Source organism: Bacillus sp. P4_E1 (assembly GCF_056401715.1).
In genome coordinates, this window is sequence record NZ_JBFUIV010000002.1 from 401,138 (window position 1) to 426,307 (window position 25,170).

Here is a 25,170-nt window from a genome sequence, read left to right on the forward strand (position 1 = left end):
AGAAAGCTTAAATATTAGATCCCATTTCTGATTGAATGAGTTTTAACTGTTCTTTAATGCCATCCTTACTCACTTTCTTTTTCTTAATTTTGTTTTCAAGTTCTTCTATGAGCATAAAGATCTTTTTGTCTGTACTTACACGAATATCGAAAGTAGGGTTTTCATCACTTAGCTTCTTTTTTAATTTACTTCTTAAAGGCTTTAAACCAAATCTTTCGTGATGTTCAGGTTTAACGGCTATGTAAAGATCTAAATTTGTATTAACTGCGGTGGCTTCTGTAATTCCCTCTATAGTGAGAGCTTTTTTCTTAGCTTCTTGCGATATAGATTGATTAAAGGATTCTGTACTCATTTTTGTTAATTTAGGGCCCTTTTTCTCATCTGTTCGCTTAGCTTCTTCTTTCTTTACTTTTTTATCTAACGGGCTATTATCACATCCGGTAAGTGAACCGAATAGGAGCATAAATAACGCGGTTATGATTCCGAGTTTTCGCATTATAATCATTCCATTTCTATTGCATTATGTAATTTGAGAAAAAAGGATGATTGCATATCACCCTTTTTCTCAAATTGTGTACCATTAGATACAATGGCACCTTTGGTTATTGCTGTGTGTATTGTGGTTCTTCTTGCTGGACTTCTTCAACACGTGGGTTTAAAGAATCAATAATTGTTTGTGTTTGCTGCGCAGCTGTTTGGAAAAGTTGCTTTGCTTGTTGGTTATCCGTATCAAGAGCGAATCCCTCTAAGCTAGCTTGTGCACTTTTTAATCCAGAAACAGTTTGCTTTAGTTTTGTAATTACAGTCATTGAATGAAGCCCCCTTTGGAATATCAATTCAAAGATTATAATTTGTGGGTTTGGGTGAATTTATGATTGGAAAATTTAGGTTTTTGAAGTTGAAGCTTTGATTCAAGCGTCAATGAATTCTTTGTTATAGTGGCGCTTTATAAGATGGAAGAGGATGATATGTAATTCATGATGTAGGTATGTTACCTGTTGAAGATTAAAAAGTAACTGAAAATTACATGAGGCTAAATTTCTAATTATTCACAAAAAACACATCGATAAAATATATATATTTCTATTCTTGTAGTTATTTTCAATTTAAAATAAAATTTTCTTGTATAGTAAAAAAAAGATGTATCCAGTTTTAAAAAAATAATATCTTCATTATCTTATTCATTCAATCGAAGTCATTCACGAAAGAAGAACGTTATTAAATCAACGTTTCTTTTAATGCATAAAACATTTACGAATTGTTTTGTTCATCGAAAGTCTTGCGAATTCTTTTAAATCAACGTTTAGAAGAGAAAGTCGAAAGTAACAAAAGTCATTTATGTTGTATTCGTCATTCATCAAAATGAATACGCTATTCACCACAAGCCAACCCAAACGAAAATTTTCCGAACCCTCCAAGCCACCCCGCTGAGCCGTCGCAGGAGTCCCTTAGAGATAGTATTTGTGATTTTTAAATCAGGGGGTTGATCTCTCGCGAAGTCCTGACGTAGCCCAGCGAATTGTCTTTTACCCAATCCTCGCCGAGTTTCTACTATCAAAGAAAATAACGTTTCTAATGCGATTGGGCAGCCGTTATCGGAACTTACCCCCGACAGTGTGTTAAAATTAATCGAAGCGGAAAACGAGGATCTCCAATTGACTGGACGTGTGATCGGTTGGACAGTTTAAGAGGGTTGTATAAAAAGGGAGATGGCGCAAAGATGGTGAGATCAAAAGAGAATGATTTAACGGAGAAATTGGCAGAAGGTCACCGAGAATATGGTGACGGCAACTTTACAGTACAGAACATAGGTGATGAAACTAACCCGAATTGGACTGTCGTAAAAAATGTGAGGAAGGGATCGGCAGGCATTCGTGAAGGGGAAGATATATTTAGCCTGCGATCAAAATATATAAAATAGTGCGGAGATGGGCGGGCATCACTTCGCCTGTCTTTTTTTTATAGACTATATGCGAAAAGTGCGATGCCGAGAGATGTAATTCTAGACGATTAGATTTAATATGATGAAGTTATGAGCCTATATGCGTTCTATTTCGATTTAAGTAGATTAAGGGGGAATGAAAGAAGGAAAACTGCGCGCTAAAGCTAGTGTAGAAGAGGTTTTTATGCTTGCGTATTAGGTTAGCGTCAGGATATAATATCCATATGTAAAGAAGCGAACGTCTACGTGTTGGTGTTCGTATCCTACGTTTAACTTTCGGTAAGAACAAATCGGAAGAAGACGGAAGCAAACCGTTGATATTATCATAATCTCATGCGCCCATAGCTCAGTCGGATAGAGCGGTGGTTTCCGGTACCACGTCTGCCGGGGGTTCGAATCCCTCTGGGCGCGTTATGTATTGTTGTTGTGATGTGTTCTATTTAAAAGTATTGAGTAAATAGCACATAATAGCGTGAAGAACGTGTTGAAAATTAATAGCAAATCTAAAAAAACCCCTTGTATGTGATTAGAAATAATCGTGTATAGGGGGTTTTTCGTTATGAAAAGAATTAAAGAGTGAAATGCAATTCAAATCAGAACAGATTTTAGCACTAAAAGAAATTGTAACGAGATATATTGCACAAGCGTATTGTTAAGTTGCTGAACGAAGATATGACACGTAAGATAGTAGTGATTCACAAAGCAATAGGGGCAGGCTAGCCGTCTTTGCCAGTAAGCTGAAGTTTAATAAAAGTGATCATCTTTCGTTGGCATTATCGGACTTTCTTGACCGTTATGAAGGAGAAGAAGAATGAAAAAAGGTTCTCGCAAGCTATTTGAAATAAAATCGTTTCTTACATGTATTGAAGAAGAGGAGTGCGGAGAAAAGGTCTATTATGTAACGATGGAACATCACAACAGTAGTGTGACTCGTCACAAGATAACGAAAGATGATGCATTCGAAATGTTAGTTGCGTATGCAAAAGGAATACCTGAAATCATGGAGGTCTTCATGGAAGATGAAAATTTCAATGAAGTTTATAAGATAACGGCATCGCTAGGTATTTATTGCAGTTAAGTAAAAAGTACATGTCATAAATGTTGTTCACTTGTACGAATAGACCCTGGAAAAAGAACTCAGAGGTAATCCAAGTCACAATTCGAAAATTACACAAAGCAGATAAACAAGAAAGTATCTTTATAGCAAATCGCAACGCTGTGAATTTGGTGCGTGTGGTACTCGTAGAGGATACGAACGGAATTAATCTATCAAATGAAAATGCGACAATGGTGAAGAAACGTGTAATATTCGATATGTACTCGCCATTGTAAAAAAGGTCTGAACTTACAAGTATAAGTTCAGACCTTTTTTTATTATCACTTGTTATATCTGATAATAAGATTTACTATTAGTATGTGGTAATAATTTTTATGCGTTATTATTTTCTTTCAATATTATTCAAATTTCGGTTGTAAGATCTAAATCTCATTAATACATATAAATTAATAATATTTTGGAATGGGTGTCTGCGTGAGGATTCTCCTTTTACCAAACTTATTGTACAATAGAAACAAGGGGGAGATTAGTTTGAAGGCAAGTCTTTTACAAGAACAAAGCTTACGTTTGGCAATGACACAAGAGTTAAGGCAAGCGATTACAATGCTCCAGTATAATGTACAAGAATTATCGGAGTTTTTGTATGAGCAATCGTTAGAGAATCCCCTTATTGAGTTAGGTGGTTTTGAGAGGGAGAAGAAAAAGAGCTCTAACACAAGTAAAAGTACCCGCAAACAAGTCGAGAATCAAATGGAAATCTACAGTGTGGATTCTACAACGATTCAGCAACATTTATTAAATCAACTACAGTATTATAAAATAGATGAAGAAGAGCGAAAAGCAGCTTCTTTCATTATTATGAACATGGATGGAAATGGCTATTTACAAGAAACAAATGAAGAGTTATCAGAGCTTCTTTCTGCGCCAATTGATGTAGTGGACTGTTCCGTGGAGCTTGTTCAATCGTTAGAGCCAGCAGGGGTAGGTGCGCGTAATATTCAGGAATGTCTATCAATCCAATTGAAGCGCTTACAAAGAAGGAATGGGTTAGCGGAAGAAATTATAGATGATCATTTTAATTATTTCGTTAAGAAAGATTGGCGAAAGCTCGTACAAGTGTTGAAGTGTACCAACGAGGAATTACAGGATGCGGTGAACTGTATTACATCATTGCAGCCGAAACCAGGTCTTGCATTTTCTTCTGATAAACCACTTTATATTGTGCCTGATATGGCGGTAAAAAAAGATGGCGATCATCTCGTTTTACAGATGAATGAGAGAAATATGCCAAGAATTGAAATTCACTCTGAGTATAGTGCGTTACTAAATAATAGTGAAAGTGAAGTGGCTTCTTACGTATCGGAGAAGTATCAGCATGTGCAATGGATTATGCGCAGTTTGAAACAGAGAAAACAAACACTCTTACAAGTGATGAATATTATTATGGAAAAACAGCATGATTTCTTCTGGGGAGGTCCAGAGTATTTAAAACCACTTGCATTAAAAGAGGTGGCGGAAGAGTTAGGTGTGCATGAGTCTACAATTAGTCGTGCAACGCGTAATAAATATGTGCAAACGCCGTACGGTTTATTTGAGATGAAATCATTCTTTAGTAATTCTATTTCTACGACGGAAGATGAGGCGGTTTCTACAAAGCGTGTGAAACAATTCATTCAAACGCTTGTTGGAGCAGAAAATAAGAAAAAGCCACTTTCGGATCAAAAGATTTCAAAATTATTAGAAGAAGAGCATGAAATCGTTATTTCTCGAAGAACGGTTGCGAAGTATAGAGAACAAATGCATATTCCTGCTTCGTCTCTAAGAAAAACAATTGGATAGGTGAAGAAGATGAAGGTTGTACTATATACAAAAAAAGATTGTGGTCTTTGCGTGAAGGCGAAACAAGTTTTAAAAGAAGTACAATATGAATATTCTTTTCAAATTGAGGAAATAGATATATATGAAGATAATGACCTTTTAGAGAAATACCATCTAATGATTCCTGTTGTAGAAATAGGCGGAAGACAAGTGGAATATGGTAACATTCACAAAGGTGTCATAATAAACTATATAAAGAATGCAGTTAAGAGTTGAATAAGTTTCTGTCTCCTGTTACAATAATACACGTAGCAGGGATTATTTTTTTAACCTAAGTGGGACACAAAATGTCACTACGGGACATAAAGTGACCACGAAGGGGAATGAACCGATGCAGTGAGGAGAAAAGATATGCGCTCATGGATTCAGAACACAAAAAAATTATTACCTGATCTGCTACCTGTTATGCAAACGAGAATGCAAGTGCTTCAGTACATTAGGCTTATGCAGCCGATTGGAAGAAGAAACTTATCTGCAAGTCTCGGTATGACAGAACGAGTATTGCGAAGTGAAGTTCAAGTTTTGAAAGAACAAAACTTAGTTCACGTCGCTTCTTCTGGAATGACTTTGACAGAAGAAGGAACAGCTTTAGTTCTTGCTTTGGAAGACTTTATGAAAGAAATTTCCGGGTTAAAGGTTTTAGAAAAACAACTTAAGGAAACATTAGACTTGGATGAAGTTTTCGTTGTCCCTGGTGATAGTGATGAATCACCTTGGGTCAAACTGGAGATGGGCCGTGCTTGTGTGACTTGTATAAAAGACCGTCTGACAGTGAATAATATCGTTGCTGTGGCTGGAGGAACTACGCTAGCTGCTGCTGCGGACATGATGCAACTTGATTGCAAAGATTTACATATGCTATTTGTCCCAGCACGTGGTGGAATTGGAGAAGGTGTCGAGTTAGAAGCCAATACCATTTGCGCCAAAATGGCACAAAATACGATGAGTAATTATCGCTTATTGTATGTTCCGGATCACGTTAGTAGCGAAGCATATGCGTCTATTGTAACAGAGCCCTCCGTGAAAGAAGTTCTTGAGTTGATTCGATCTTCCAATATCGTCATTCATGGAATTGGTGATGCGTTAACAATGGCACGTCGCAGAAATACTTCAGAAGCAGATTGGTTAAAGATTCAGGCAAGCGAAGCAGTTGGCGAAGCTTTCGGTTACTACTTTAATGAACAAGGAAATGTTGTTCATAAAGTAAGAACAGTTGGTATGCAACTTGAAGATTTACAACATGTATCTCACGTTGTCGCAGTCGCTGGAGGTTCTTCAAAAGCAAAAGCAATACAGGCTGTAATAAAGCAAGGGCACACTTCAATTCTAATTACAGATGAAGGTGCAGCAAAACAATTAACAAAGGGTATTACCCTTTAATATAATCCCCCAAGGAGGAAATTTAAATGACTAAAATTGGTATTAATGGATTTGGACGTATCGGACGTAACGTATTCCGCGCAGCTCTTAACAACTCTGAGGTAGAAGTAGTAGCAATCAACGACTTAACAGATGCTAAAACATTAGCTCACCTTTTAAAATATGATACAGTTCACGGAACTTTAAATGCAGAAGTATCTGCTAACGAAAACAGCATCGTTGTTAACGGTAAAGAAATTAAAGTTATCGCTGAGCGTGACCCAGCTCAATTACCATGGAGCGACTACGGAGTAGAAGTAGTAGTAGAATCTACTGGCCGTTTCACTAAAAAATCAGACGCTGAGAAACACTTAGGTGGATCAGTTAAGAAAGTTATCATCTCAGCTCCAGCTTCTGACGAAGATATCACTGTAGTTATGGGTGTTAACCACGAACAATACGATGCAGCTAACCACAACGTAGTATCTAATGCTTCTTGTACTACAAACTGTCTAGCTCCATTCGCTAAAGTATTAAACGAAAAATTCGGCGTAAAACGCGGAATGATGACAACAATTCACTCTTACACTAACGACCAACAAATCTTAGACTTACCACACAAAGATTTACGTCGTGCTCGTGCAGCAGCTGAAAACATGATCCCAACATCTACTGGTGCTGCTAAAGCTGTAGCATTAGTATTACCAGAACTTAAAGGTAAATTAAACGGCGGCGCTGTACGTGTTCCAACTGCTAACGTTTCTCTTGTTGACTTAGTTGTTGAACTTGACAAAGAAGTAACAGTTGAAGATGTAAACGCAGCATTCAAAGCAGCTTCTGAAGGCGAATTAAAAGGTATCCTTGGATACAGCGAAGAGCCATTAGTATCTATCGACTATAACGGATGTACAGCTTCTTCTACAATCGATGCATTATCTACAATGGTAATGGAAGGTAACATGGTTAAAGTACTTTCTTGGTACGATAACGAAACTGGTTACTCTAACCGCGTAGTAGACCTAGCTGCATACATGACTTCTAAAGGTCTTTAATTCTTAAGTATATAAGCAATCAATGACAAAACGAGGGAGAGGGTTTGTTCCCTCTCTCTCTTCTTTCGTTTTAGAAGCAAATGTGTTAAGCTTTTGAATGGGTTTTGTCAATCCTAACTAGTAGTCGGAGGGAAATCCAATGAACAAAAAATCAATTCGTGACGTAGATTTAAAAGGTAAGCGTGTATTTTGCCGCGTTGATTTCAACGTACCTATGAAAGAAGGCAAAATTACAGATGAAACTCGTATCCGTGCAGCTCTTCCTACAATTCAATATTTAATAGAGCAAGGTGCGAAAGTAATTTTAGCAAGTCATTTAGGCCGTCCAAAAGGTCAAGCAGTAGAAGAATTACGTCTTACTCCAGTAGCAGCACGTTTAGGCGAGCTTCTTGGTAAAGATGTTAAAAAAGCGGACGAAGCATTCGGACCAGTTGCACAAGAAATGGTTGCAGCAATGAACGAAGGCGACGTATTAGTTCTTGAAAACGTACGTTTCTATGCGGGCGAAGAAAAGAACGATGCAGAACTTGCGAAAGAATTTGCAGCTCTTGCTGATATCTTCGTAAACGATGCATTCGGTGCAGCTCACCGTGCTCATGCTTCTACAGCAGGAATCGCAGACTACCTACCAGCAGTATCTGGTTTATTAATGGAAAAAGAGTTAGATGTATTAGGTAAAGCACTTTCTAACCCAGAACGTCCATTCACAGCTATCATCGGTGGTGCGAAAGTAAAAGATAAAATCGGTGTAATTCGTCATCTATTAGACAAAGTAGATAACTTAATCATCGGTGGCGGACTTGCTTACACATTCGTTAAAGCATTAGGTCATGAAATTGGTCTATCTCTATGTGAAAACGACAAAATTGAACTAGCTAAAGAATTTATGCAACTTGCAAAAGAAAAAGGCGTAAACTTCTATATGCCAGTTGATGTTGTAATCACAGAGGAATTCTCTGAAACTGCAACAACTCAAATCGTTGGTATCGACTCTATCCCTTCTACATGGGAAGGCGTGGACATCGGTCCTAAAACACGTGAAATTTATGCAGATGTAATTAAAAACTCTAAGCTTGTTGTATGGAATGGACCAATGGGTGTATTCGAAATGACTCCATTCGCAGAAGGTACAAAAGCAGTAGGGCAAGCATTAGCAGATGCAGAAGATACATACTCTGTTATCGGCGGTGGTGACTCTGCAGCAGCTGTTGAAAAATTCGGTATGGCTGATAAAATGAGCCACATTTCTACTGGCGGCGGTGCGTCATTAGAATTCATGGAAGGTAAAGAGCTTCCAGGTGTAGTTTGTCTTAACGACAAATAAGTAGCAGCCAAAGAAAAAGGACGGTGCAAAGCATGCGTAAACCAATTATCGCAGGTAACTGGAAAATGAATAAAACTCTAGCTGAAGCAGTTAGCTTCGTAGAGGAAGTTAAAGGTCAAATCCCAGCAGCTTCAGCTGTTGATGCAGTAGTTTGCTCTCCAGCTCTATTCTTAGAGCGCTTAGTAGCTAAGGCTGAAGGAACTGACTTACAAGTAGGTGCACAAAACATGCACTTCGAAAAAAATGGTGCATTCACTGGCGAAATTAGCCCAGTAGCACTTAGCGACTTAAAAGTAGGCTACGTAGTACTTGGCCACTCTGAGCGTCGTGAAATGTTTGCTGAAACAGACGAATCAGTAAACAAAAAGACTCTTGCAGCATTTGAACATGGTTTAACACCAATCGTTTGTTGTGGTGAGACTTTAGAAGAGCGCGAAAGCGGAAAAACATTTGATCTAGTAGCAGGTCAAGTAACAAAAGCACTTGCAGGTTTAACAGAAGAGCAAGTTAAAGTAACTGTTATCGCTTATGAGCCAATCTGGGCTATCGGTACAGGTAAATCTTCTTCTTCTGCAGATGCAAATGAAGTATGTGCGCACATCCGTAAAGTTGTTGCAGAAGCTGTTTCTCCAGAAGCTGCAGAAGCTGTTCGTATTCAATACGGCGGTAGCGTAAAACCAGAAAACATTAAAGAGTATATGGCACAATCTGACATCGACGGCGCTTTAGTTGGCGGTGCTAGCTTAGAGCCTGCTTCGTTCTTAGGTCTTCTGGGGGCGGTAAAATGAGAAAGCCAACAGCTTTAATCATTCTTGATGGTTTCGGACTACGTGAAGAAACTTACGGGAATGCTGTAGCACAAGCTAAGAAACCTAATTTTGATGGTTACTGGAACAAATTCCCTCACACAACGCTTACAGCTTCTGGTGAGGAAGTAGGTCTTCCAGCAGGTCAAATGGGTAACTCAGAGGTTGGTCACTTAAATATCGGTGCTGGCCGCATCGTATATCAAAGCTTAACACGCGTAAACGTTGCAATTCGTGAAGGTGAGTTCGATCAGAACGAAACTTTCCAAAATGCAATTAAAAGCGTGAAAGAAAAAGGTACTGCTCTTCATTTATTCGGTTTACTTTCTGATGGTGGTGTGCACAGTCACATGAACCATATGTTTGCTCTTCTTCGCTTAGCAGCAAAAGAAGGCGTGGAGAAAGTATATATCCATGCATTCTTAGATGGCCGCGATGTTGGACCACAAACAGCAAAAGGTTATATCGATGCAACAAATGAAGTAATTAAAGAAACAGGAGTAGGACAATTCGCGACTATCTCTGGTCGTTATTACTCCATGGACCGTGACAAGCGCTGGGATCGCGTAGAAAAATGTTACCGTGCTATGGTGAATGGTGAAGGCCCTACTTATAAATCAGCAGAAGAGTGTGTAGAAGACTCTTATGCAAATGGTATTCATGATGAATTCGTATTGCCATCTGTAATTGTTAACGAAGATGACACGCCAGTTGCAACAATCAATAATGATGATGCAGTTATCTTCTATAACTTCCGTCCAGACCGTGCAATTCAAATTGCTCGTGTATTTACAAACGAAGACTTCCGTGAGTTCGATCGTGGTGAAAAAGTACCTCACATTCCTGAGTTCGTTTGTATGACACATTTCAGTGAAACTGTAGATGGTTACGTGGCATTCAAGCCAATGAACCTTGATAACACATTAGGTGAAGTTGTTGCGCAAGCGGGATTAAAGCAACTTCGCATCGCGGAAACTGAAAAGTATCCGCACGTTACATTCTTCTTTAGCGGTGGTCGTGAGGCTGAATTCCCAGGAGAAGAGCGTATTTTAATTAACTCACCGAAGGTTGCAACATATGACTTGAAACCTGAAATGAGCATTTATGAAGTAACGGACGCTTTAGTAAATGACATCGAAAATGATAAACATGATGTTATCATTCTTAACTTTGCAAACTGTGATATGGTTGGCCATTCTGGGATGATGGAACCAACAATTAAAGCAGTAGAAGCAACTGACGAATGTTTAGGAAAAGTTGTAGAAGCGATTCTTGCAAAAGATGGTGTAGCACTTATTACTGCTGACCATGGTAATGCCGATCAGGAGTTAACTGCTGAAGGTGGACCAATGACAGCTCATACAACTAACCCGGTTCCTTTCATCGTTACAAAAAATGATGTAGAGCTTCGTGAAGGTGGTATTTTAGGAGATATCGCCCCAACAATGCTTACACTTTTAAATGTGGAACAACCGAAAGAAATGACAGGTAAAACAATTATTAAATAATTTGCTTATATAAAAAGGAGAGAATTTATTATGTCAACAATTATTGATGTTTATGCTCGCGAAGTCCTTGACTCTCGTGGTAACCCAACTGTAGAAGTAGAAGTTTACACAGAAAGCGGCGCATTCGGACGCGCTATCGTACCAAGTGGTGCATCTACTGGTGAGCACGAAGCAGTAGAATTACGTGACGGTGACAAATCTCGTTACCTTGGTAAAGGTGTTCTTAACGCAGTAAACAACGTTAACGAAGCAATTGCTCCAGAAATCGTTGGTTTCGACGTAACTGACCAAGCTGGTATCGACCGTGCTATGATCGAATTAGATGGCACTCCAAACAAAGGTAAACTAGGCGCTAACGCTATCCTTGGTGTATCTATGGCAGTAGCTCACGCAGCAGCTGACTTCGTAGGTCTTCCATTATACCGTTACCTTGGTGGATTCAATGCAAAACAATTACCAACTCCAATGATGAACATCATCAACGGTGGTTCTCACGCTGATAACAACGTTGACTTCCAAGAGTTCATGATCTTACCAGTTGGTGCTCCAACATTCAAAGAATCAATCCGTATGGGTGCTGAAGTATTCCATGCACTTAAAGCTGTATTACATGACAAAGGTCTTAACACTGCAGTAGGTGACGAAGGTGGATTCGCTCCAAACCTTGGTTCTAACCGTGAAGCATTAGAAGTCATCATCGAAGCTATCGAAAAAGCTGGTTACAAAGCTGGCGAGAACGTATTCTTAGGAATGGACGTTGCTTCTTCTGAGTTCTACAACAAAGAAACTGGTAAATATGACCTTGCAGGCGAAGGCCGTACTGGCTTAACTTCTGCAGAAATGGTTGATTTCTACGAAGAGCTTTGCAAAGACTTCCCAATCATCTCTATTGAAGATGGTTTAGACGAAAACGACTGGGATGGTCACAAATTATTAACTGAGCGTATCGGTGATAAAGTACAATTAGTTGGTGACGACTTATTCGTAACTAACACGCAAAAACTTGCTGAAGGTATCGAAAAAGGTATCTCTAACTCAATCTTAATTAAAGTTAACCAAATCGGTACTTTAACTGAGACTTTCGAAGCTATCGAAATGGCTAAACGTGCTGGTTACACAGCAGTTGTATCTCACCGTTCTGGTGAAACTGAAGATGCTACAATCGCTGACATCGCAGTTGCAACTAACGCTGGCCAAATCAAAACTGGTTCTATGAGCCGTACTGACCGTATTGCTAAGTACAACCAATTACTACGCATCGAAGACGAACTAGGCGAAATCGCTGTTTACGATGGTATCAAATCTTTCTACAACATCAAACGATAATTGTAGAAAATAACGACAGACCGTGAGAAATCACGGTCTGTTTTTTTTTGCTAAAATTGTTCGTCTGTCATAAGTGACATGAAGTATTTAAAGAAGAGATTATAATCAAAATCGATAGCAATTTGCTGCGAGGGCCGATTGGTGAATGGGCTTGATCCTACTAAAGAGCGGAAATCACCGATGCTTGCTCCTTGAGCGTAAGATTCGGTCATGACGGTAATTGGTGATTTGTAGTAGGTAAACATAGAATTATCAAGTAAAGCTAATATCGGTATCGTGTCATGAAAAGGGCAGCCTTTTAATTGTGGTAAAATTTTTTCGTAATATCCATAGTAGTAATGATCGAATAGAGGTTTGACGAGAGAAGCCTTTCCTTTCGCCTCAATATATTCAGCCATATCAGGTGTAACGATGGAATACTGAGTTACATTTAACGGGTATATGTACATGTTGGATGCAGATTGTAATACAATGTTAGCCGCGATTGGATCGCCATAAAAATTCGCTTCTGATACGGGAGTTACATTACCTGGGTGCAGAAAGGAACCACCCATTACATAATAAGATTTAATTTGCTGCATTAAGTTTTTACATAAAATAAATAAAGCAGCTAGGGAAGTGAGTCGCCCTAAACTTACAATGATTAGTTCGTCTTTATACTGCTCGATAAGAGGGATAACTTCAAAAAAATTCTCCATTTCCCCGTTTTGTAACTTTTCATTTGGGATGATTGGGCCTAACCCTTCTTTACCGTGAATATTAGTAAAAAAAGCGGGTGGACCTCCATTGAGAGGACGGTCTGAACCACCAAATATTTTCATATCTCTATTTCTTGATTTTTGTTTAAGAAAATGAGCATTTTGTACGGCCATTTCTTTTGGAACATTGCCGTAATCAGCGACAATCCCAATAATTTCAATTTCATCGATAAAGAATGCGAGGAGGAGGGCTATCGCATCGTCGATTCCAGGATCACAAAAAATGAGAATTTTTTTAGACATGCGTTCACCACCTATCTTTATATATATATGTGTGCTAGAGAGAAGGCAGAATAAAAATGGAGTGAAGGATTTTGTTTTATTAAAATAATAACCATCAAAATTCAGAAAATATAAACTTTATATATTAGGTCAAGGTTTTTGACATAAATCACATTAGGAAACGCAGTCATATCAAGGGTGTAAGCGTATAATATAGTGGGTTTTCGTTGTCGATTTGATAAATTGCAGGTTTTTACAATTTATACTATGATAAGGATATTAACAGAAGATCGTATAAACATGAGGGATGATGAACATGAAACTTACAAAGATTCTTGTCCAAATTGCTGCTCTTTATGTATTTTATATGGTTGGAAATTGGGTGCAAGAAATGTTGAATCTTCCGATTCCAGGAAGTTTGATTGGGATGTTCCTCCTACTTGTTTTGCTTAGCCTAAAAGTACTTCCAGTGAAATGGTTTGATTTAGGAGCAGAAACACTCGTTGCTATTATGCCGTTTTTATTAATTCCGCCAACGCTTGGCTTAATGAATTACGGTGCTTTTTTTATGAGTAAAGGAATTTCCCTTTTCATTACAGTTGTAGCGAGTACGTTTTTAATTATTATTGTCGCAGGACATACAGGACAATATCTTGCGAATAGAAAGGAAAAAGAGACACAATGAGCCAAATATTAATCGGAATCGGTTGGGTTCTTTTTACGGTGCTATTATATCAATTATCTAAAAAAATCTACAAATTATTTCCAACACCATTTACCATTCCAATGCTTGTTGCAACAGGATTAATGGCTTTCTTATTTATAATGCTTGATATACCATATCAAAATTATATGGAAAGTGGTGGTGGCTGGATTGCGAAGCTATTAGGACCAGGTGTTGTAGCATTTGCAATCCCGCTTTATAAACAACGTCATGTTCTGCAAAAATATGTTGTACCAATTGCTGGTGGTGTATTAGTAGGTACAACAGTTGCTATTGCAAGTGATTTTGCTATCGCCACACTTATGGGAACAGATAAAAGCTTAATTTTATCTTCTTTACCAAAATCAGTGACAATGCCAGTTGCGATGAGTGTATCTGAACAAGTTGGTGGTGTCCCCTCCTTAACAGCAGCATTCGTCGTTATCGCAGGGATTACTGGAACGATTTCAGGACCAATTTTATTAAAATGGAGCCGTGTTACAAACTCAGTTGGTAAAGGGATTGGCTTTGGATGTGCGTCTCATATTATGGGTGTTATGAGAGCGATGAAAAATAATGAGCATGAAGGTGTTATTGGATCGGTAACAATGACATTAACAGCAATTTTGACATGTTTGCTTGGACCGTTATTCGCAATGATGTTCATGTAATAGAAGAAAAGCGAGAGCGATTCTATAGCTCTCGCTTTTCTATAGGATTTATGCTACATTTAAAATAACTGAATCTTTGTAGGAGGTACGCCAAGTGCATACGTTATTATCAGTTTTACTTATTATTGTATCGATTTTAATGATTGTTATGGTACTTATGCAGTCTAGTAATAGCTCAGGCCTTTCAGGCGCTATTTCAGGTGGTGCAGAGCAATTGTTTGGTAAGCAAAAAGCACGTGGAATTGAAGCGGTATTAAACCGTGTTACAGTTGTCTTAGCTGTACTATTCTTCGTACTAACAATTGGTGTTACGTACTTAAATTTATAAAATTAAAAGAAGAAGCGTTAGCGGATTATGCTAATGGTTCTTCTTTTTTTGATTTGTTATTCAAAAAAAGTTTCTAATTAGATTATAGAATTATAAATATGGTACACTAAGAATAGAAAGAATACGACTAGATTACAGAAGAGAAAGAGGAGAAGTACATGATGAAATTAGCATCTCCAAAACCATTTACATTTGAAGGTGGAGACCGCGCTGTTTTATTATTACATGGATTCACAGGGAACTCAGCTGACGTACGCATGCTAGGGCGTTTCTTAGAGAAGAAAGGCTATACTTGTCATGCGCCAATTTATAAAGGACACGGTGTACCACCAGAAGAGCTTGTTCATACAGGTCCTGAAGACTGGTGGAAAGATGTAATGAATGCCTACCAGCATTTAAAAGATCAAGGTTACGAGAAAATAGCTGCGGTTGGATTATCATTAGGCGGAGTATTCTCATTAAAACTTGCTTATACATTACCGATTTTAGGTGTTGTACCAATGTGTGCACCGATGTACATTAAAAGTGAAGAAATTATGTACCAAGGTATATTGGCATATGCCCGCGAATATAAAAAGCGTGAGCAAAAATCACCAGAACGAATTGAGCAGGAAATGTTTGAATTTAAACAGACACCAATGAATACATTAAAAGCATTACAGGAGTTGATTCGTGACGTACGCAATAATGTTGATATGATTTATGCTCCAACATTCGTTGTACAAGCACGTCATGATGAGATGATTAATACAGATAGTGCTAACATTATTTATAACGGTGTAGAATCTACGTTAAAAGACATTAAATGGTATGAAGACTCTACGCATGTCATTACACTTGATAAAGAACGTGATGTGCTACATGAGGATGTATATAACTTCTTGGAGCAACTAGATTGGTAAGGTCTAGTTGCCTCTTTTTTTCATAAGGGAATTTTTATCCCGCTATTTGTGGGCTAATAATCAGTGGGGACGGACAAAAAACCACTGGTTAAAGTTACACTTTATGAAAGCTGTAAAAAATCATTGGGAGATGATTAAAGTTTCACTTTATACATCCCCCATCTTTCGGATACACTAAATAATATAAGGGTTTAAAGGAGGTATTTCTGCTTGGAAGAAATCATGCAAGAACATATTGATAAGTTGTTATTATTTATGAGGGAAGAAGCGTATAAACCGTTAACGATACAAGAATTAGAATCGGCATTTGGAATCGAAGGCTCTGAGGGCTTTAAAGATTTCGTAAAGGCACTTGTAATGATGGAGGAGAAGGGGCTTGTTATCCGCACACGTAGTAACCGCTACGGTCTTCCAGAAAAAATGAATTTAGTACGCGGTAAATTAATTGGGCACGCACGTGGTTTTGCGTTCGTCGTTCCAGAAGAGAAGAAAACAGGAGATGATGATCTTTTCATCCCGCCGACAGAATTAAATGGTGCACTTCATGGTGATACAGTATTAGCACGTGTTAGCGCACAATCAAGTGGATCACGCCAAGAAGGCGCGATTGTTCGTATTTTAGAGCGTGGAACGAAGGAACTAGTTGGTACATATACAGAGTCAAAGAACTTTGGATTTGTTATACCTGATAATAAACGCTGGACAAGTGACATTTTTATCTTGAAAAGTGCATCTATGGGCGCTGTAGAAGGCCATAAAGTAGTTGTGAAAATTACGGGCTACCCAGAGAACCGTTTAAGCGCAGAAGGTGAAGTTATTCAAATTCTAGGTCATAAAAATGACCCAGGAGTAGATATTTTATCTGTCATTCATAAACATCATTTACCTTTAGCATTCCCTGAAGAAGTGATGGAGCATGCAAACAGTGTACCAGAAACGATTTCAGAAGAAGATATAAAAGATCGTCGTGATTTACGTGATCAAATGATTGTTACAATTGATGGTGCGGATGCGAAAGACTTAGATGACGCTGTTACAGTAACGAAGCTTGAGAACGGTAACTATAAGCTTGGTGTTCATATTGCGGATGTAAGTCATTACGTTCAAGAAGGTTCTCCAATTGATGTTGAAGCAGCAGAGAGAGCAACGAGTGTATATCTTGTAGACCGTGTAATTCCGATGATTCCGCATCGTTTATCAAACGGTATTTGTTCATTAAATCCGAAAGTAGACCGTCTGACACTATCTTGTGAAATGGAAATCAACAATCTAGGTGATGTTGTAAAACACGAGATTTTCCAAAGTGTAATTAAAACGACAGAGCGTATGACGTATGCTGACGTAAGAAGCATTTTAGAAGATGAAGACGAAGCGCTAATTGAACGTTACGAGCCGCTAGTGCCAATGTTTAAAGAAATGGGGCAGTTAGCACAAATTTTACGTGAAAAACGTATGCGCCGTGGTGCGATTGACTTTGACTTTAAAGAAGCGAAAGTACTAGTAGATGAAGAAGGAAAACCGACTGATGTTGTAATGCGTGATCGTTCTGTATCAGAGAAGTTAATTGAAGAGTTTATGCTTGTTGCGAACGAAACAGTAGCGGAGCATTTCCACTGGATGAACGTACCGTTTATGTACCGTGTCCATGAAGATCCGAAAGAAGATAAGCTTGAGCGTTTCTTCGAGTTTGTAACAAACTTCGGATATGCAGTAAAGGGACGTGCGAATGAAATACACCCTCGTGCATTGCAGCAAATTCTTGAAATGGTTCAAGGTCAGCCGGAAGAAATAGTCATTTCAACAGTTATGCTTCGTTCTATGAAGCAAGCACGTTACGACTCGAACAGCTTAGGACATTTTGGTTTATCAACTGAGTTCTACACGCATTTCACATCGCCAATTCGTCGTTACCCAGATACGATTGTTCATAGATTGATTCGTGAATACATCATTAATGGTAAAGTAGACAACGAAACGCAAGCGAAATGGCGTGAAAACTTACCTGAGATTGCAGAGCACTCTTCTAATATGGAACGCCGCGCTGTTGAAGCAGAGCGTGAAACAGACGAAATGAAAAAAGCAGAGTATATGGTCGATAAGATCGGTGAAGAGTATGACGGTATGATTAGCTCTGTAACAAACTTCGGTTTATTCGTAGAGCTTCCAAATACAATTGAAGGTCTTGTACACGTTAGCTATTTAACAGATGATTACTACCGTTATGACGAAAAACATTTTGCGATGATCGGAGAACGTACAGGTAACGTATTCCGCATCGGTGACGAAATTACAATTCGTGTTATTAACGTAAATAAAGACGAGCGCGCAATCGACTTTGAAATCGTTGGCATGAAAGGCACACCTCGTCGTAAGTTCAAAGATCGTCCAGTTGTGATTGAACAGCCAAGAACAGGCAGAAAGAAACGCGGTGGACGTAGCGAACGTAGTAATGAGCGCGGTGGTGAACGCGGCACAGGAAGAAAGTTTGATCGTGGTGGACAAGGAAAAGGAAAAGCATCTGCATCTGCATCTGCATCCACATCCGCTAGTCAGCCAGGGAAAAAAGATGGTAATAGTAATGGTAATGGTAAGAAGAAAAAAGGATTCTTTGAAAATGTACCAGGATTCAAGAAGAAAAAGAAAAAGCGCAAGTAAGAAAAGAGTGGCTTCGCCTTACATTCTGAGCGAGCCACTTTCGCTTTTTGTGGAATCCAGCTACAGTGGCTAGAATGTTTGGTGGCTTCGCTTCTTCCCAGGAGGCAAAGAGCGCCTCAAGGTCAGAAGCTCCATCCACCTCACATTCTGAGCGAGCCACTTTCGCTTTTTGTTTACATTTGTTACAATGGTAAAAATAGAGGAGGGACGTTATATGCCAAAGGGTACAGGTAAGGTTATTGCGCAAAATAAAAAAGCATTTCATGATTATTTCATCGAAGAAACATACGAAGTAGGGCTTGTCCTTCAAGGAACGGAAATTAAGTCGATTCGCGCTGGACGCGTGAACTTGAAAGATGCGTTTGCACGTATACATAACGGTGAAGTATGGGTTCATAATATGCATATTAATACATATGAACAAGGGAATCGTTTCAATCACGATCCGCTACGTACAAGGAAGTTACTTCTTCATAAAAAAGAAATTGATAAGCTAGCAGGTTACGCAAAAGAAACAGGATATGCATTAGTTCCAGTTAGAATCTATTTGAAAAATGGATTTGCGAAAATGGCACTTGGTTTAGCAAAAGGTAAGAAGCAATATGATAAGCGTCACGATTTAAAAGAGAAAGAAGCTAAACGTGAAATTGCACGCGTGTTCCGTGATCGTCAAAAGATGTAATACAGATATTTACATTTGTAAAACGGCGCGCGTATGATATAATAACTTATGTAAGATTGTTGCACATTGAAAAACAGCTCTTAGTAGCTATCACGATATTTCTTCGTATGCTCCATTTTTATCATGGGGACGTTACGGATTCGACAGGGATAGTTCGAGCTTAGGTTGCGAGTCGAGGGGATCGGCCTCGTTAAAACGTCAAAGCCTATAATTGGCAAACAAAACAATCTTTCTTTAGCTGCTTAATTGCACTAAAGGTTCCTCCCTCCATCGTCCATGTGGTAGGGTAAGGGACTCAAACTAAGTGGACTACGCCGGAGTTCGCCGTCTGAGGGCGAAGGAAGAGAACAATCAGACTAGCAACTTGGAAGCCTGTCGATAGGCCGAAGAGTTCGCGAAATGCTAATATATCGACTACACTCGTAGAAGCTTAAGTGCCGATATTTTTGGACGTGGGTTCGACTCCCACCGTCTCCACCAATACATAACTGTTTGGTGGTTTTTTATTTTGTATGATATGAACCATAACTTTGCCAGAGTGGCGGGGGGATGGTTCTTTTTGTTTTGTGGTTTTATAAAATGCTTAAGTTGAGGACGGTACCCTTGAAACAGAAACTGAATGAATAGTTATTGATAATAAGCAACTAGATAATATAGTTGCTCTTAATGATTAAATAATATGTATTTAAATCTTCATATATTTTGTGTTTTCATCCATATCTATTGTAAGATTATATAGAGTTCTCCTAATAAACCGTTATAACGGCTTTTTTTAGGGATTTAATATTTATAAGTCTTAAATTATTTTTTGGGGATAACTTTTTATCCAACTAAGTTATATTGAAGTAGAGGTGAACCATCGGTGAAGCAGGTGTTAGTAATTAAGAATGAACGGTCTTTTGCAAAGAAAATCGTAAGCGGTCTAACGCAAGAGGGCTATTTCATTTTAAAACTTCACAATGAAAACCAAGGTTTAAATATAGTATATGAACAAGATTGGGATATTATCATATTGGATTGGGATTCGTTAAGTATATCGGGGCCAGAAATTTGTAGACAAATACGACTTGTTAAAACGACACCGATAATTATTGTGACCGACAATATTTCTAGCAAGGATTGCATAGCAGGGCTACAAGCAGGAGCAGATGATTATATTAGAAAACCATTTGTGAAAGAAGAATTAGTAGCAAGGGTTCAAGCTATTTTAAGGAGAAGTGACTGTATCCAGCAAAATGAGACAAACTTTTTTCAGTTTAAAGATCTCTTTGTTGATGCATCTAGCCATATTGTAAAAAAAGGTGGTAAAAATCTCACGCTTACTAAGCGCGAGTACGATTTACTTGTATTTTTAATCAAGAATAAAAATACAATATTGAGCCGTGAAATGCTTTTGAACCAGGTTTGGGGATATAACGTAGTAGTCAATCCCAATGTAGTGGATTTATATATTGGGTATGTAAGAAAAAAGTTAAAGTGCGAGAAGAGAGATAGATATATTCAAACGATACATGGCAGGGGCTATTCAATGATTGAATGATAAAATAAGATAATAGGTAAAGTACAGTTTTTTCTATTAAACCTGATAATCAAATAGTTTCTGTGAAATATTAAAAGACGGAAACTATAAAAAGAAGATTGCTACCAGGCAATGGATTATGAAAAATTAGCTATTCATGGGCATTTTTTTTGCAGTAGAAATCATGGTTTATAAGGTGCCCAATCTATTGATTAGTACGTGTGGGGGATGACTTTGGTGCGCATTAGATGAGACTGTATCTAATGTATGTTTAATTTTATTAACTCACACCATTCACAAGATTTTCACATAATTAATGACTATACTTATTAACAGGATGTTCAAATGAAAATGATTATCAATAGCAATTTAGATACATAAAAGTTACTATCTAATTTAATCTATGGACGTTATCATTTTCGAACTAAATTACATTATAAGGAGTATACGTATGAAAAAAACTATGCTTTTAAAATTAGTAAGTATTTTAGCAATTTTCACTTTAATGTTAGTGGCTTGCTCAGATTCAAGTAAGGAAACTTCGAAAGCTAATAAAGGTGATAGTAGTGATAAGCCAAAAACAGTTGAAATCACTGATGCACATGGAACTGTTAAAGTCCCTGTAAATCCAAAGAATGTAGTTGCTTTAGATAATAGAACTTTTGAAACTTTAGCTGATTGGGGAATTAAATTAGCGGCTGCTCCAAAGGATGTAATGCCTGCAGATTCAGCATATGTAAAAGATGATTCAGTTAAAAATATTGGGAATCACCGCGAACCAAATCTTGAAATTATTGCAGCGGCAAACCCTGAACTTGTAATCGTTGGTCAAAGATTTGCTGGTCATTACGAAGAAATCAAAAAATTAGTGCCAAATGCAGCTGTTATTGATCTTAATGTTGATGTTTCTGAAAAAGCTACTAAGCCTGGCGAAAACTTAGTAAAAGGACTTAAAGATTCTACAATTACTTTAGGGAAAATCTTTGATAAAGATAAAGAAGCTAAACAAGTAGTAGCTGATTTTGATAAATCTATTGAAAAAGTAAAATCTGCTTATAATGGAAAAGATAAAGTTATGAGTGTTATTGTTACTGGTGGAAATATTGGTTTTGCTGCGCCGCACTCTGGTCGCGTTTGGGGACCGATGTATGAAATTTTCGGTTGGACTCCAGCACTAGAAGTTGCTAATTCTACTGCAGGTCATAAAGGTGATGACGTTTCTGTTGAAGCTATTGCACAAACAAATCCTGATTGGCTTTTCGTATTAGATCGTGATGCTGCAACATCTGATGCTGCTACTTCAGCTCCTGCTCAAGATGTTATTTCTAAATCACCAGCTCTTCAAAACACAACTGCTGTTTCTAAAAAACAAGTTGTTTATGCACCAGCAGATACTTACACAAATGAATCAATTCAGACTTATATAGAGTTATTTGGAAATATCGCAAAAACTTTAGCTAAGTAGTGTAAAGGAGTACGAAACAGTGTCAAAAAATATGATTTCTAGGGTTGAGAATATTTCTCAACCCCAGTTTTATAATCACAATAAAATATGGACAAAACCTTTTATAATAGCGATTATAGTTGTTACAATTTTAGGGATTATATCACTGTTTACTGGAGTTTATGATATACGTGGACAAGAGGACGGAATGGAGATGTTTTTCATAACTCGTGTTCCGAGAACAGTTGCATTAATGCTTACTGGAGCTGCAATGGCGATGGCAGGGCTTGTAATGCAATTAATTACACAGAATCGTTTTGTTGAACCTACTACAACGGGGACTATTGAATGGTCAGGCTTAGGCCTGCTTTTTGTATATTTATTATTTCCTGCCCCGACGTTAGTTCAAAGAATGACTGGTGCAATCATTTTTTCTTTTATAGGAACTATGATTTTCTTTCTATTTTTAAGAAGAGTTAAACTTCGTTCGTCTTTAATTGTTCCGATTATTGGATTGATGCTTGGAGCAGTTATTTCTGCAGTGTCTACTTTTTTGGGACTCCTTTTTCAAATGACGCAAAGTATTGAAACTTGGTTCGTAGGTTCATTTGCTACCGTTCAGGTGGGAAGATATGAATATTTATGGCTGATTGTTATCGTTACTGTGCTTATTTTTATGTATGCTAATAGATTGACTCTAGCTGGACTAGGAGAAGATGTCGCAACAAGCCTTGGAGTTAATTACAATAGAATTGTTCTTTTTGGGACTGGCCTTATCTCTGTTGCAGTTGGAATTGTTGCAGCTGTTATTGGAAACTTACCTTTCTTGGGATTAATTGTTCCAAACATTGTTTCAATGTTTAGGGGAGATGATCTTAGGAGTAATTTACCTTGGGTATGTGTGATCGGAATGGGGACAATAACTGCCTGTGACATCATTTCTCGAACAATTATAAAGCCTTTTGAAGTACCTGTTTCTTTAATACTTGCAACAGTGGGAGCAGTCGTATTTATTACTATTTTATTGAGAAAAAGAAAACCAAGGAGGCTACGATGATCACATTAGACTATAGAAATAAAGAAAATGTCGAAATCGATTCTAGCCTTCATAATGAAAGTAGATCAGCTAGCGCTTTTCGTTCTAAGAAGGAAGCAAGACGTTATTGGATTGTACTGATAACATTGATCGCTTTAGGTCTCCTTTCTTCATATGGACTTTTAGTTTATAACAATCCAGTTCCGATAGATTCACCTTCTTTTATCCCAGTTGTTAAGAGAAGGATAATAGCCATTGTTGCGATGATTATTGCTGCAGTTTGCCATAGCTTGTCGACAGTTGCTTTCCAATCTATTACGAACAATAAGATTATTACTCCTTCGCTTTTAGGTTTCGAATCACTTTATTCAGCAATTCATACGAGTACAATATTCTTCTTTGGTGCTAGTGCATTAATAAACTTTAATGGAATTGGATCGTTTGTATTCCAAGTTGTTGTTATGGTCTTCATGAGTTTGATACTTTATGGATGGTTACTTTCCGGTAAATACGGGAATTTACAACTTATGCTTTTAGTTGGAATTATTATTGGTACCGGACTAAATTCTGTGTCAACTTTTATGAGAAAGCTACTTGCGCCTTCAGAGTTTGATATTTTACAAGCGAAATTATTTGGTTCTGTTAATCATGCAGATCCTGCATATTTTCCTATTGTAATTCCTATGATCATAATTGTAGCAGTATTAATTTTTGCTCATTCTAAGAATTTGAATGTTTTGTCACTAGGAAAGGATGTTGCTACTTCTTTTGGAGTTAAATATCAACCTAGTGTAATTTATACGCTTGTATTAGTTGCTATTTTGATGTCCATTTCAACAGCTCTAATTGGACCACTTACTTTCTACGGATTTTTAGTGGCAACTTTGAGTTATCAAGCGGCGTCAACTTATGATCATAGATATATTTTCCCAATGGCTTTTGCTATAGGATTTTTGATAATGACGAGTGCATACTTTTTAATGTATCATGTATTCCATGCTCAAGGTGTAGTTTCAGTTATTATTGAATTATTTGGTGGAATAGTATTCTTAACTATAGTTTTAAGGAAGAGGGCTTTATGATAAAAATTGATAATGTTAAAAAGTTCTATACTGATAAGGTAAAAATAGGACCTTTGGATATTGAAATACCAAAAGCGGGCTTTACTTCTTTAATTGGACCAAATGGCGCTGGAAAGTCTACGACACTTTTGATGATTGGAAGACTTTTAGATATGGATGAAGGTCAAATTCAGGTAGCGAATATGGATGTTTCTGAATCCAAATCAAAAGACTTAGCGAAAATTTTGACTATATTGCGACAAGAAAATCATTTTGTAACGAGGCTTACGATTAGACAACTAGTTGGATTTGGGCGCTTTCCTTATTCAAAGGGAAGATTAACTAAAGAAGATGAAGTTATCATTTCTAAATATATTGATTTCCTAGATTTAACTAGTTTAGAGAATAGATATTTAGATGAGCTTTCTGGTGGTCAAAGACAAAGGGCATATGTAGCGATGGTATTGTGCCAAGAGACTGAGTATGTACTTTTGGATGAGCCTCTGAACAACCTTGATGTTGCTCGTTCTGTTCAAATGATGGAGCATTTAAGACGCGCGGCTAATGAATTTGGAAGAACAATTTTGACTGTTATGCATGACATAAATTTTGCAGCTAAATACTCTGATAAAATTTGTGCTATGAAAGATGGACAAATTGCTGCTTTTGGAACAGTAGAAGAGGTTATGGACCCAACAATTTTGACAGATATTTTTGAAACAAAAATAGAAATTATCAATGGTCCTTATGGGCCAATCGCTGTTTATTAGTTACAAAGTGTAAAAATGAGTATGTCAAAAAAATACTGTAGCTTGCGTAAATCATGCCAGCTACTCTAGTTGAAGTTGCTGTCTGTATTTTATAGGCAGCAGCTTTTTTTATGCGGTTGCCCATGATAACTCTTAATATTTCTGGCTGCTCGTAACAGTCCTGCATG

24 protein-coding genes, 1 tRNA gene and 1 other RNA gene are annotated in these 25,170 nt (G+C 37.7%); 23 read left to right on the top strand and 3 right to left on the bottom strand.

Annotated features, from left to right (window positions below; translation table 11 throughout):
* Positions 1-7: 7 nt before the first annotated feature.
* Together AC1DS7_RS04125 and AC1DS7_RS04130 are read right to left on the bottom strand one after the other, a co-directional pair.
* Positions 8-496, bottom strand: coding sequence for a YhcN/YlaJ family sporulation lipoprotein (locus tag AC1DS7_RS04125; protein ID WP_002143725.1), 489 nt, complete (start codon positions 494-496; stop codon positions 8-10).
* A gap of 106 nt (positions 497-602) precedes the next feature.
* Positions 603-809, bottom strand: a complete 207-nt coding sequence (locus tag AC1DS7_RS04130; protein WP_000216167.1) for a DUF1657 domain-containing protein — start codon at positions 807-809, stop codon at positions 603-605.
* 911 nt (positions 810-1,720) lie between these two features.
* Here AC1DS7_RS04130 and AC1DS7_RS04135 point away from each other — a divergent pair.
* The 11 genes from AC1DS7_RS04135 (at position 1,721) to eno (ending at position 12,252) form a co-directional block, all read left to right on the top strand.
* A complete protein-coding gene (locus AC1DS7_RS04135; protein ID WP_002129884.1) occupies positions 1,721-1,921 on the top strand; it encodes a hypothetical protein in 201 nt (66 codons plus the stop codon).
* Positions 1,922-2,277: 356 nt separating this feature from the next.
* Positions 2,278-2,353, top strand: a tRNA-Arg gene (locus AC1DS7_RS04140).
* A 400-nt stretch (positions 2,354-2,753) separates the two neighbouring features.
* The gene (locus AC1DS7_RS04145) at positions 2,754-3,020 is read left to right on the top strand and encodes a hypothetical protein (RefSeq protein ID WP_002143723.1); all 267 of its coding nucleotides are present in this window, start codon (positions 2,754-2,756) and stop codon (positions 3,018-3,020) included.
* Between the two features lie 510 nt (positions 3,021-3,530).
* On the top strand, positions 3,531-4,838 hold the full coding sequence (rpoN, locus tag AC1DS7_RS04150; protein WP_002129881.1) for an RNA polymerase factor sigma-54: 1,308 nt from the start codon (positions 3,531-3,533) through the stop codon (positions 4,836-4,838).
* 9 nt (positions 4,839-4,847) lie between these two features.
* Positions 4,848-5,093, top strand: a complete 246-nt coding sequence (locus AC1DS7_RS04155) for a glutaredoxin family protein (RefSeq protein ID WP_002143722.1) — start codon at positions 4,848-4,850, stop codon at positions 5,091-5,093.
* A gap of 135 nt (positions 5,094-5,228) precedes the next feature.
* A complete protein-coding gene (gene cggR, locus AC1DS7_RS04160) occupies positions 5,229-6,257 on the top strand; it encodes a gapA transcriptional regulator CggR (protein ID WP_002089545.1) in 1,029 nt (342 codons plus the stop codon).
* Between the two features lie 26 nt (positions 6,258-6,283).
* The gene (gap, locus tag AC1DS7_RS04165) at positions 6,284-7,288 is read left to right on the top strand and encodes a type I glyceraldehyde-3-phosphate dehydrogenase (protein ID WP_002016071.1); all 1,005 of its coding nucleotides are present in this window, start codon (positions 6,284-6,286) and stop codon (positions 7,286-7,288) included.
* A 139-nt stretch (positions 7,289-7,427) separates the two neighbouring features.
* Positions 7,428-8,612 (top strand): phosphoglycerate kinase, encoded by a 1,185-nt coding sequence (locus AC1DS7_RS04170; RefSeq protein WP_002016070.1) that lies wholly within the window; start codon positions 7,428-7,430, stop codon positions 8,610-8,612.
* A gap of 32 nt (positions 8,613-8,644) precedes the next feature.
* A complete protein-coding gene (gene tpiA / locus AC1DS7_RS04175; RefSeq protein ID WP_002159914.1) occupies positions 8,645-9,400 on the top strand; it encodes a triose-phosphate isomerase in 756 nt (251 codons plus the stop codon).
* Entirely contained in the window at positions 9,397-10,926 is a 1,530-nt protein-coding gene (gene gpmI / locus AC1DS7_RS04180; RefSeq protein WP_002129880.1) for a 2,3-bisphosphoglycerate-independent phosphoglycerate mutase, read from the top strand. Before tpiA ends, gpmI begins: the two co-directional genes overlap by 4 nt.
* A 30-nt stretch (positions 10,927-10,956) precedes the next feature.
* The gene (eno, locus tag AC1DS7_RS04185; RefSeq protein WP_000103948.1) at positions 10,957-12,252 is read left to right on the top strand and encodes a phosphopyruvate hydratase; all 1,296 of its coding nucleotides are present in this window, start codon (positions 10,957-10,959) and stop codon (positions 12,250-12,252) included.
* Between the two features lie 50 nt (positions 12,253-12,302).
* Here the strand turns inward: eno and AC1DS7_RS04190 are convergent, their stop codons facing one another.
* Positions 12,303-13,253 carry a nucleoside hydrolase gene (locus AC1DS7_RS04190; RefSeq protein WP_012261972.1) on the bottom strand — a complete coding sequence of 317 codons (951 nt, stop codon included), beginning with the start codon at positions 13,251-13,253 and terminating at the stop codon, positions 12,303-12,305.
* 286 nt (positions 13,254-13,539) lie between these two features.
* Here AC1DS7_RS04190 and AC1DS7_RS04195 point away from each other — a divergent pair, with 286 nt between their 5' ends.
* From AC1DS7_RS04195 to AC1DS7_RS04250, 12 genes are all read left to right on the top strand, one after another.
* A complete protein-coding gene (locus AC1DS7_RS04195) occupies positions 13,540-13,917 on the top strand; it encodes a CidA/LrgA family holin-like protein (RefSeq protein ID WP_002016064.1) in 378 nt (125 codons plus the stop codon).
* Positions 13,914-14,606 carry an LrgB family protein gene (locus AC1DS7_RS04200; protein WP_002129877.1) on the top strand — a complete coding sequence of 231 codons (693 nt, stop codon included), beginning with the start codon at positions 13,914-13,916 and terminating at the stop codon, positions 14,604-14,606. The genes AC1DS7_RS04195 and AC1DS7_RS04200 overlap by 4 nt, the downstream gene beginning before the upstream one ends.
* Before the next feature lie 94 nt (positions 14,607-14,700).
* Positions 14,701-14,934 carry a preprotein translocase subunit SecG gene (gene secG / locus AC1DS7_RS04205; RefSeq protein ID WP_002016062.1) on the top strand — a complete coding sequence of 78 codons (234 nt, stop codon included), beginning with the start codon at positions 14,701-14,703 and terminating at the stop codon, positions 14,932-14,934.
* A gap of 161 nt (positions 14,935-15,095) precedes the next feature.
* Positions 15,096-15,836: an alpha/beta hydrolase gene (locus AC1DS7_RS04210; RefSeq protein WP_162836430.1), complete on the top strand. Its 741-nt coding sequence runs from the start codon at positions 15,096-15,098 to the stop codon at positions 15,834-15,836.
* A gap of 222 nt (positions 15,837-16,058) precedes the next feature.
* Complete coding sequence (rnr, locus tag AC1DS7_RS04215; RefSeq protein WP_418904573.1) at positions 16,059-18,491, top strand: ribonuclease R; 2,433 nt, start codon at positions 16,059-16,061, stop codon at positions 18,489-18,491.
* 214 nt (positions 18,492-18,705) lie between these two features.
* Positions 18,706-19,173, top strand: coding sequence for an SsrA-binding protein (gene smpB / locus AC1DS7_RS04220; RefSeq protein ID WP_002034685.1), 468 nt, complete (start codon positions 18,706-18,708; stop codon positions 19,171-19,173).
* Between the two features lie 125 nt (positions 19,174-19,298).
* Positions 19,299-19,653: a transfer-messenger RNA gene (gene ssrA / locus AC1DS7_RS04225) on the top strand.
* Between the two features lie 382 nt (positions 19,654-20,035).
* Entirely contained in the window at positions 20,036-20,713 is a 678-nt protein-coding gene (locus tag AC1DS7_RS04230) for a response regulator transcription factor (RefSeq protein WP_002143716.1), read from the top strand.
* A gap of 430 nt (positions 20,714-21,143) precedes the next feature.
* Positions 21,144-22,157, top strand: coding sequence for a siderophore ABC transporter substrate-binding protein (locus AC1DS7_RS04235; RefSeq protein ID WP_002143715.1), 1,014 nt, complete (start codon positions 21,144-21,146; stop codon positions 22,155-22,157).
* A gap of 19 nt (positions 22,158-22,176) precedes the next feature.
* Positions 22,177-23,193 carry an ABC transporter permease gene (locus AC1DS7_RS04240; protein ID WP_002143714.1) on the top strand — a complete coding sequence of 339 codons (1,017 nt, stop codon included), beginning with the start codon at positions 22,177-22,179 and terminating at the stop codon, positions 23,191-23,193.
* Positions 23,190-24,254 carry an iron chelate uptake ABC transporter family permease subunit gene (locus AC1DS7_RS04245; RefSeq protein WP_002143713.1) on the top strand — a complete coding sequence of 355 codons (1,065 nt, stop codon included), beginning with the start codon at positions 23,190-23,192 and terminating at the stop codon, positions 24,252-24,254. The genes AC1DS7_RS04240 and AC1DS7_RS04245 overlap by 4 nt, the downstream gene beginning before the upstream one ends.
* Positions 24,251-25,003, top strand: a complete 753-nt coding sequence (locus tag AC1DS7_RS04250; RefSeq protein WP_000590055.1) for an iron ABC transporter ATP-binding protein — start codon at positions 24,251-24,253, stop codon at positions 25,001-25,003. The genes AC1DS7_RS04245 and AC1DS7_RS04250 overlap by 4 nt, the downstream gene beginning before the upstream one ends.
* The last annotated feature ends 167 nt before the right edge of the window (positions 25,004-25,170 follow it).

Coding starts and splice junctions, on each gene's coding strand:
- AC1DS7_RS04125 (WP_002143725.1), bottom strand. CDS start 496: ATGCGAAAACTCGGAATCATAACCGCGTTATTTATGCTCCTATTCGGT.
- AC1DS7_RS04130 (WP_000216167.1), bottom strand. CDS start 809: ATGACTGTAATTACAAAACTAAAGCAAACTGTTTCTGGATTAAAAAGT.
- AC1DS7_RS04135 (WP_002129884.1), top strand. CDS start 1,721: ATGGTGAGATCAAAAGAGAATGATTTAACGGAGAAATTGGCAGAAGGT.
- AC1DS7_RS04145 (WP_002143723.1), top strand. CDS start 2,754: ATGAAAAAAGGTTCTCGCAAGCTATTTGAAATAAAATCGTTTCTTACA.
- AC1DS7_RS04155 (WP_002143722.1), top strand. CDS start 4,848: ATGAAGGTTGTACTATATACAAAAAAAGATTGTGGTCTTTGCGTGAAG.
- cggR (WP_002089545.1), top strand. CDS start 5,229: ATGCGCTCATGGATTCAGAACACAAAAAAATTATTACCTGATCTGCTA.
- gap (WP_002016071.1), top strand. CDS start 6,284: ATGACTAAAATTGGTATTAATGGATTTGGACGTATCGGACGTAACGTA.
- AC1DS7_RS04170 (WP_002016070.1), top strand. CDS start 7,428: ATGAACAAAAAATCAATTCGTGACGTAGATTTAAAAGGTAAGCGTGTA.
- tpiA (WP_002159914.1), top strand. CDS start 8,645: ATGCGTAAACCAATTATCGCAGGTAACTGGAAAATGAATAAAACTCTA.
- gpmI (WP_002129880.1), top strand. CDS start 9,397: ATGAGAAAGCCAACAGCTTTAATCATTCTTGATGGTTTCGGACTACGT.
- eno (WP_000103948.1), top strand. CDS start 10,957: ATGTCAACAATTATTGATGTTTATGCTCGCGAAGTCCTTGACTCTCGT.
- AC1DS7_RS04190 (WP_012261972.1), bottom strand. CDS start 13,253: ATGTCTAAAAAAATTCTCATTTTTTGTGATCCTGGAATCGACGATGCG.
- AC1DS7_RS04195 (WP_002016064.1), top strand. CDS start 13,540: ATGATGAACATGAAACTTACAAAGATTCTTGTCCAAATTGCTGCTCTT.
- AC1DS7_RS04200 (WP_002129877.1), top strand. CDS start 13,914: ATGAGCCAAATATTAATCGGAATCGGTTGGGTTCTTTTTACGGTGCTA.
- AC1DS7_RS04210 (WP_162836430.1), top strand. CDS start 15,096: ATGAAATTAGCATCTCCAAAACCATTTACATTTGAAGGTGGAGACCGC.
- rnr (WP_418904573.1), top strand. CDS start 16,059: ATGCAAGAACATATTGATAAGTTGTTATTATTTATGAGGGAAGAAGCG.
- smpB (WP_002034685.1), top strand. CDS start 18,706: ATGCCAAAGGGTACAGGTAAGGTTATTGCGCAAAATAAAAAAGCATTT.
- AC1DS7_RS04235 (WP_002143715.1), top strand. CDS start 21,144: ATGAAAAAAACTATGCTTTTAAAATTAGTAAGTATTTTAGCAATTTTC.
- AC1DS7_RS04245 (WP_002143713.1), top strand. CDS start 23,190: ATGATCACATTAGACTATAGAAATAAAGAAAATGTCGAAATCGATTCT.
- AC1DS7_RS04250 (WP_000590055.1), top strand. CDS start 24,251: ATGATAAAAATTGATAATGTTAAAAAGTTCTATACTGATAAGGTAAAA.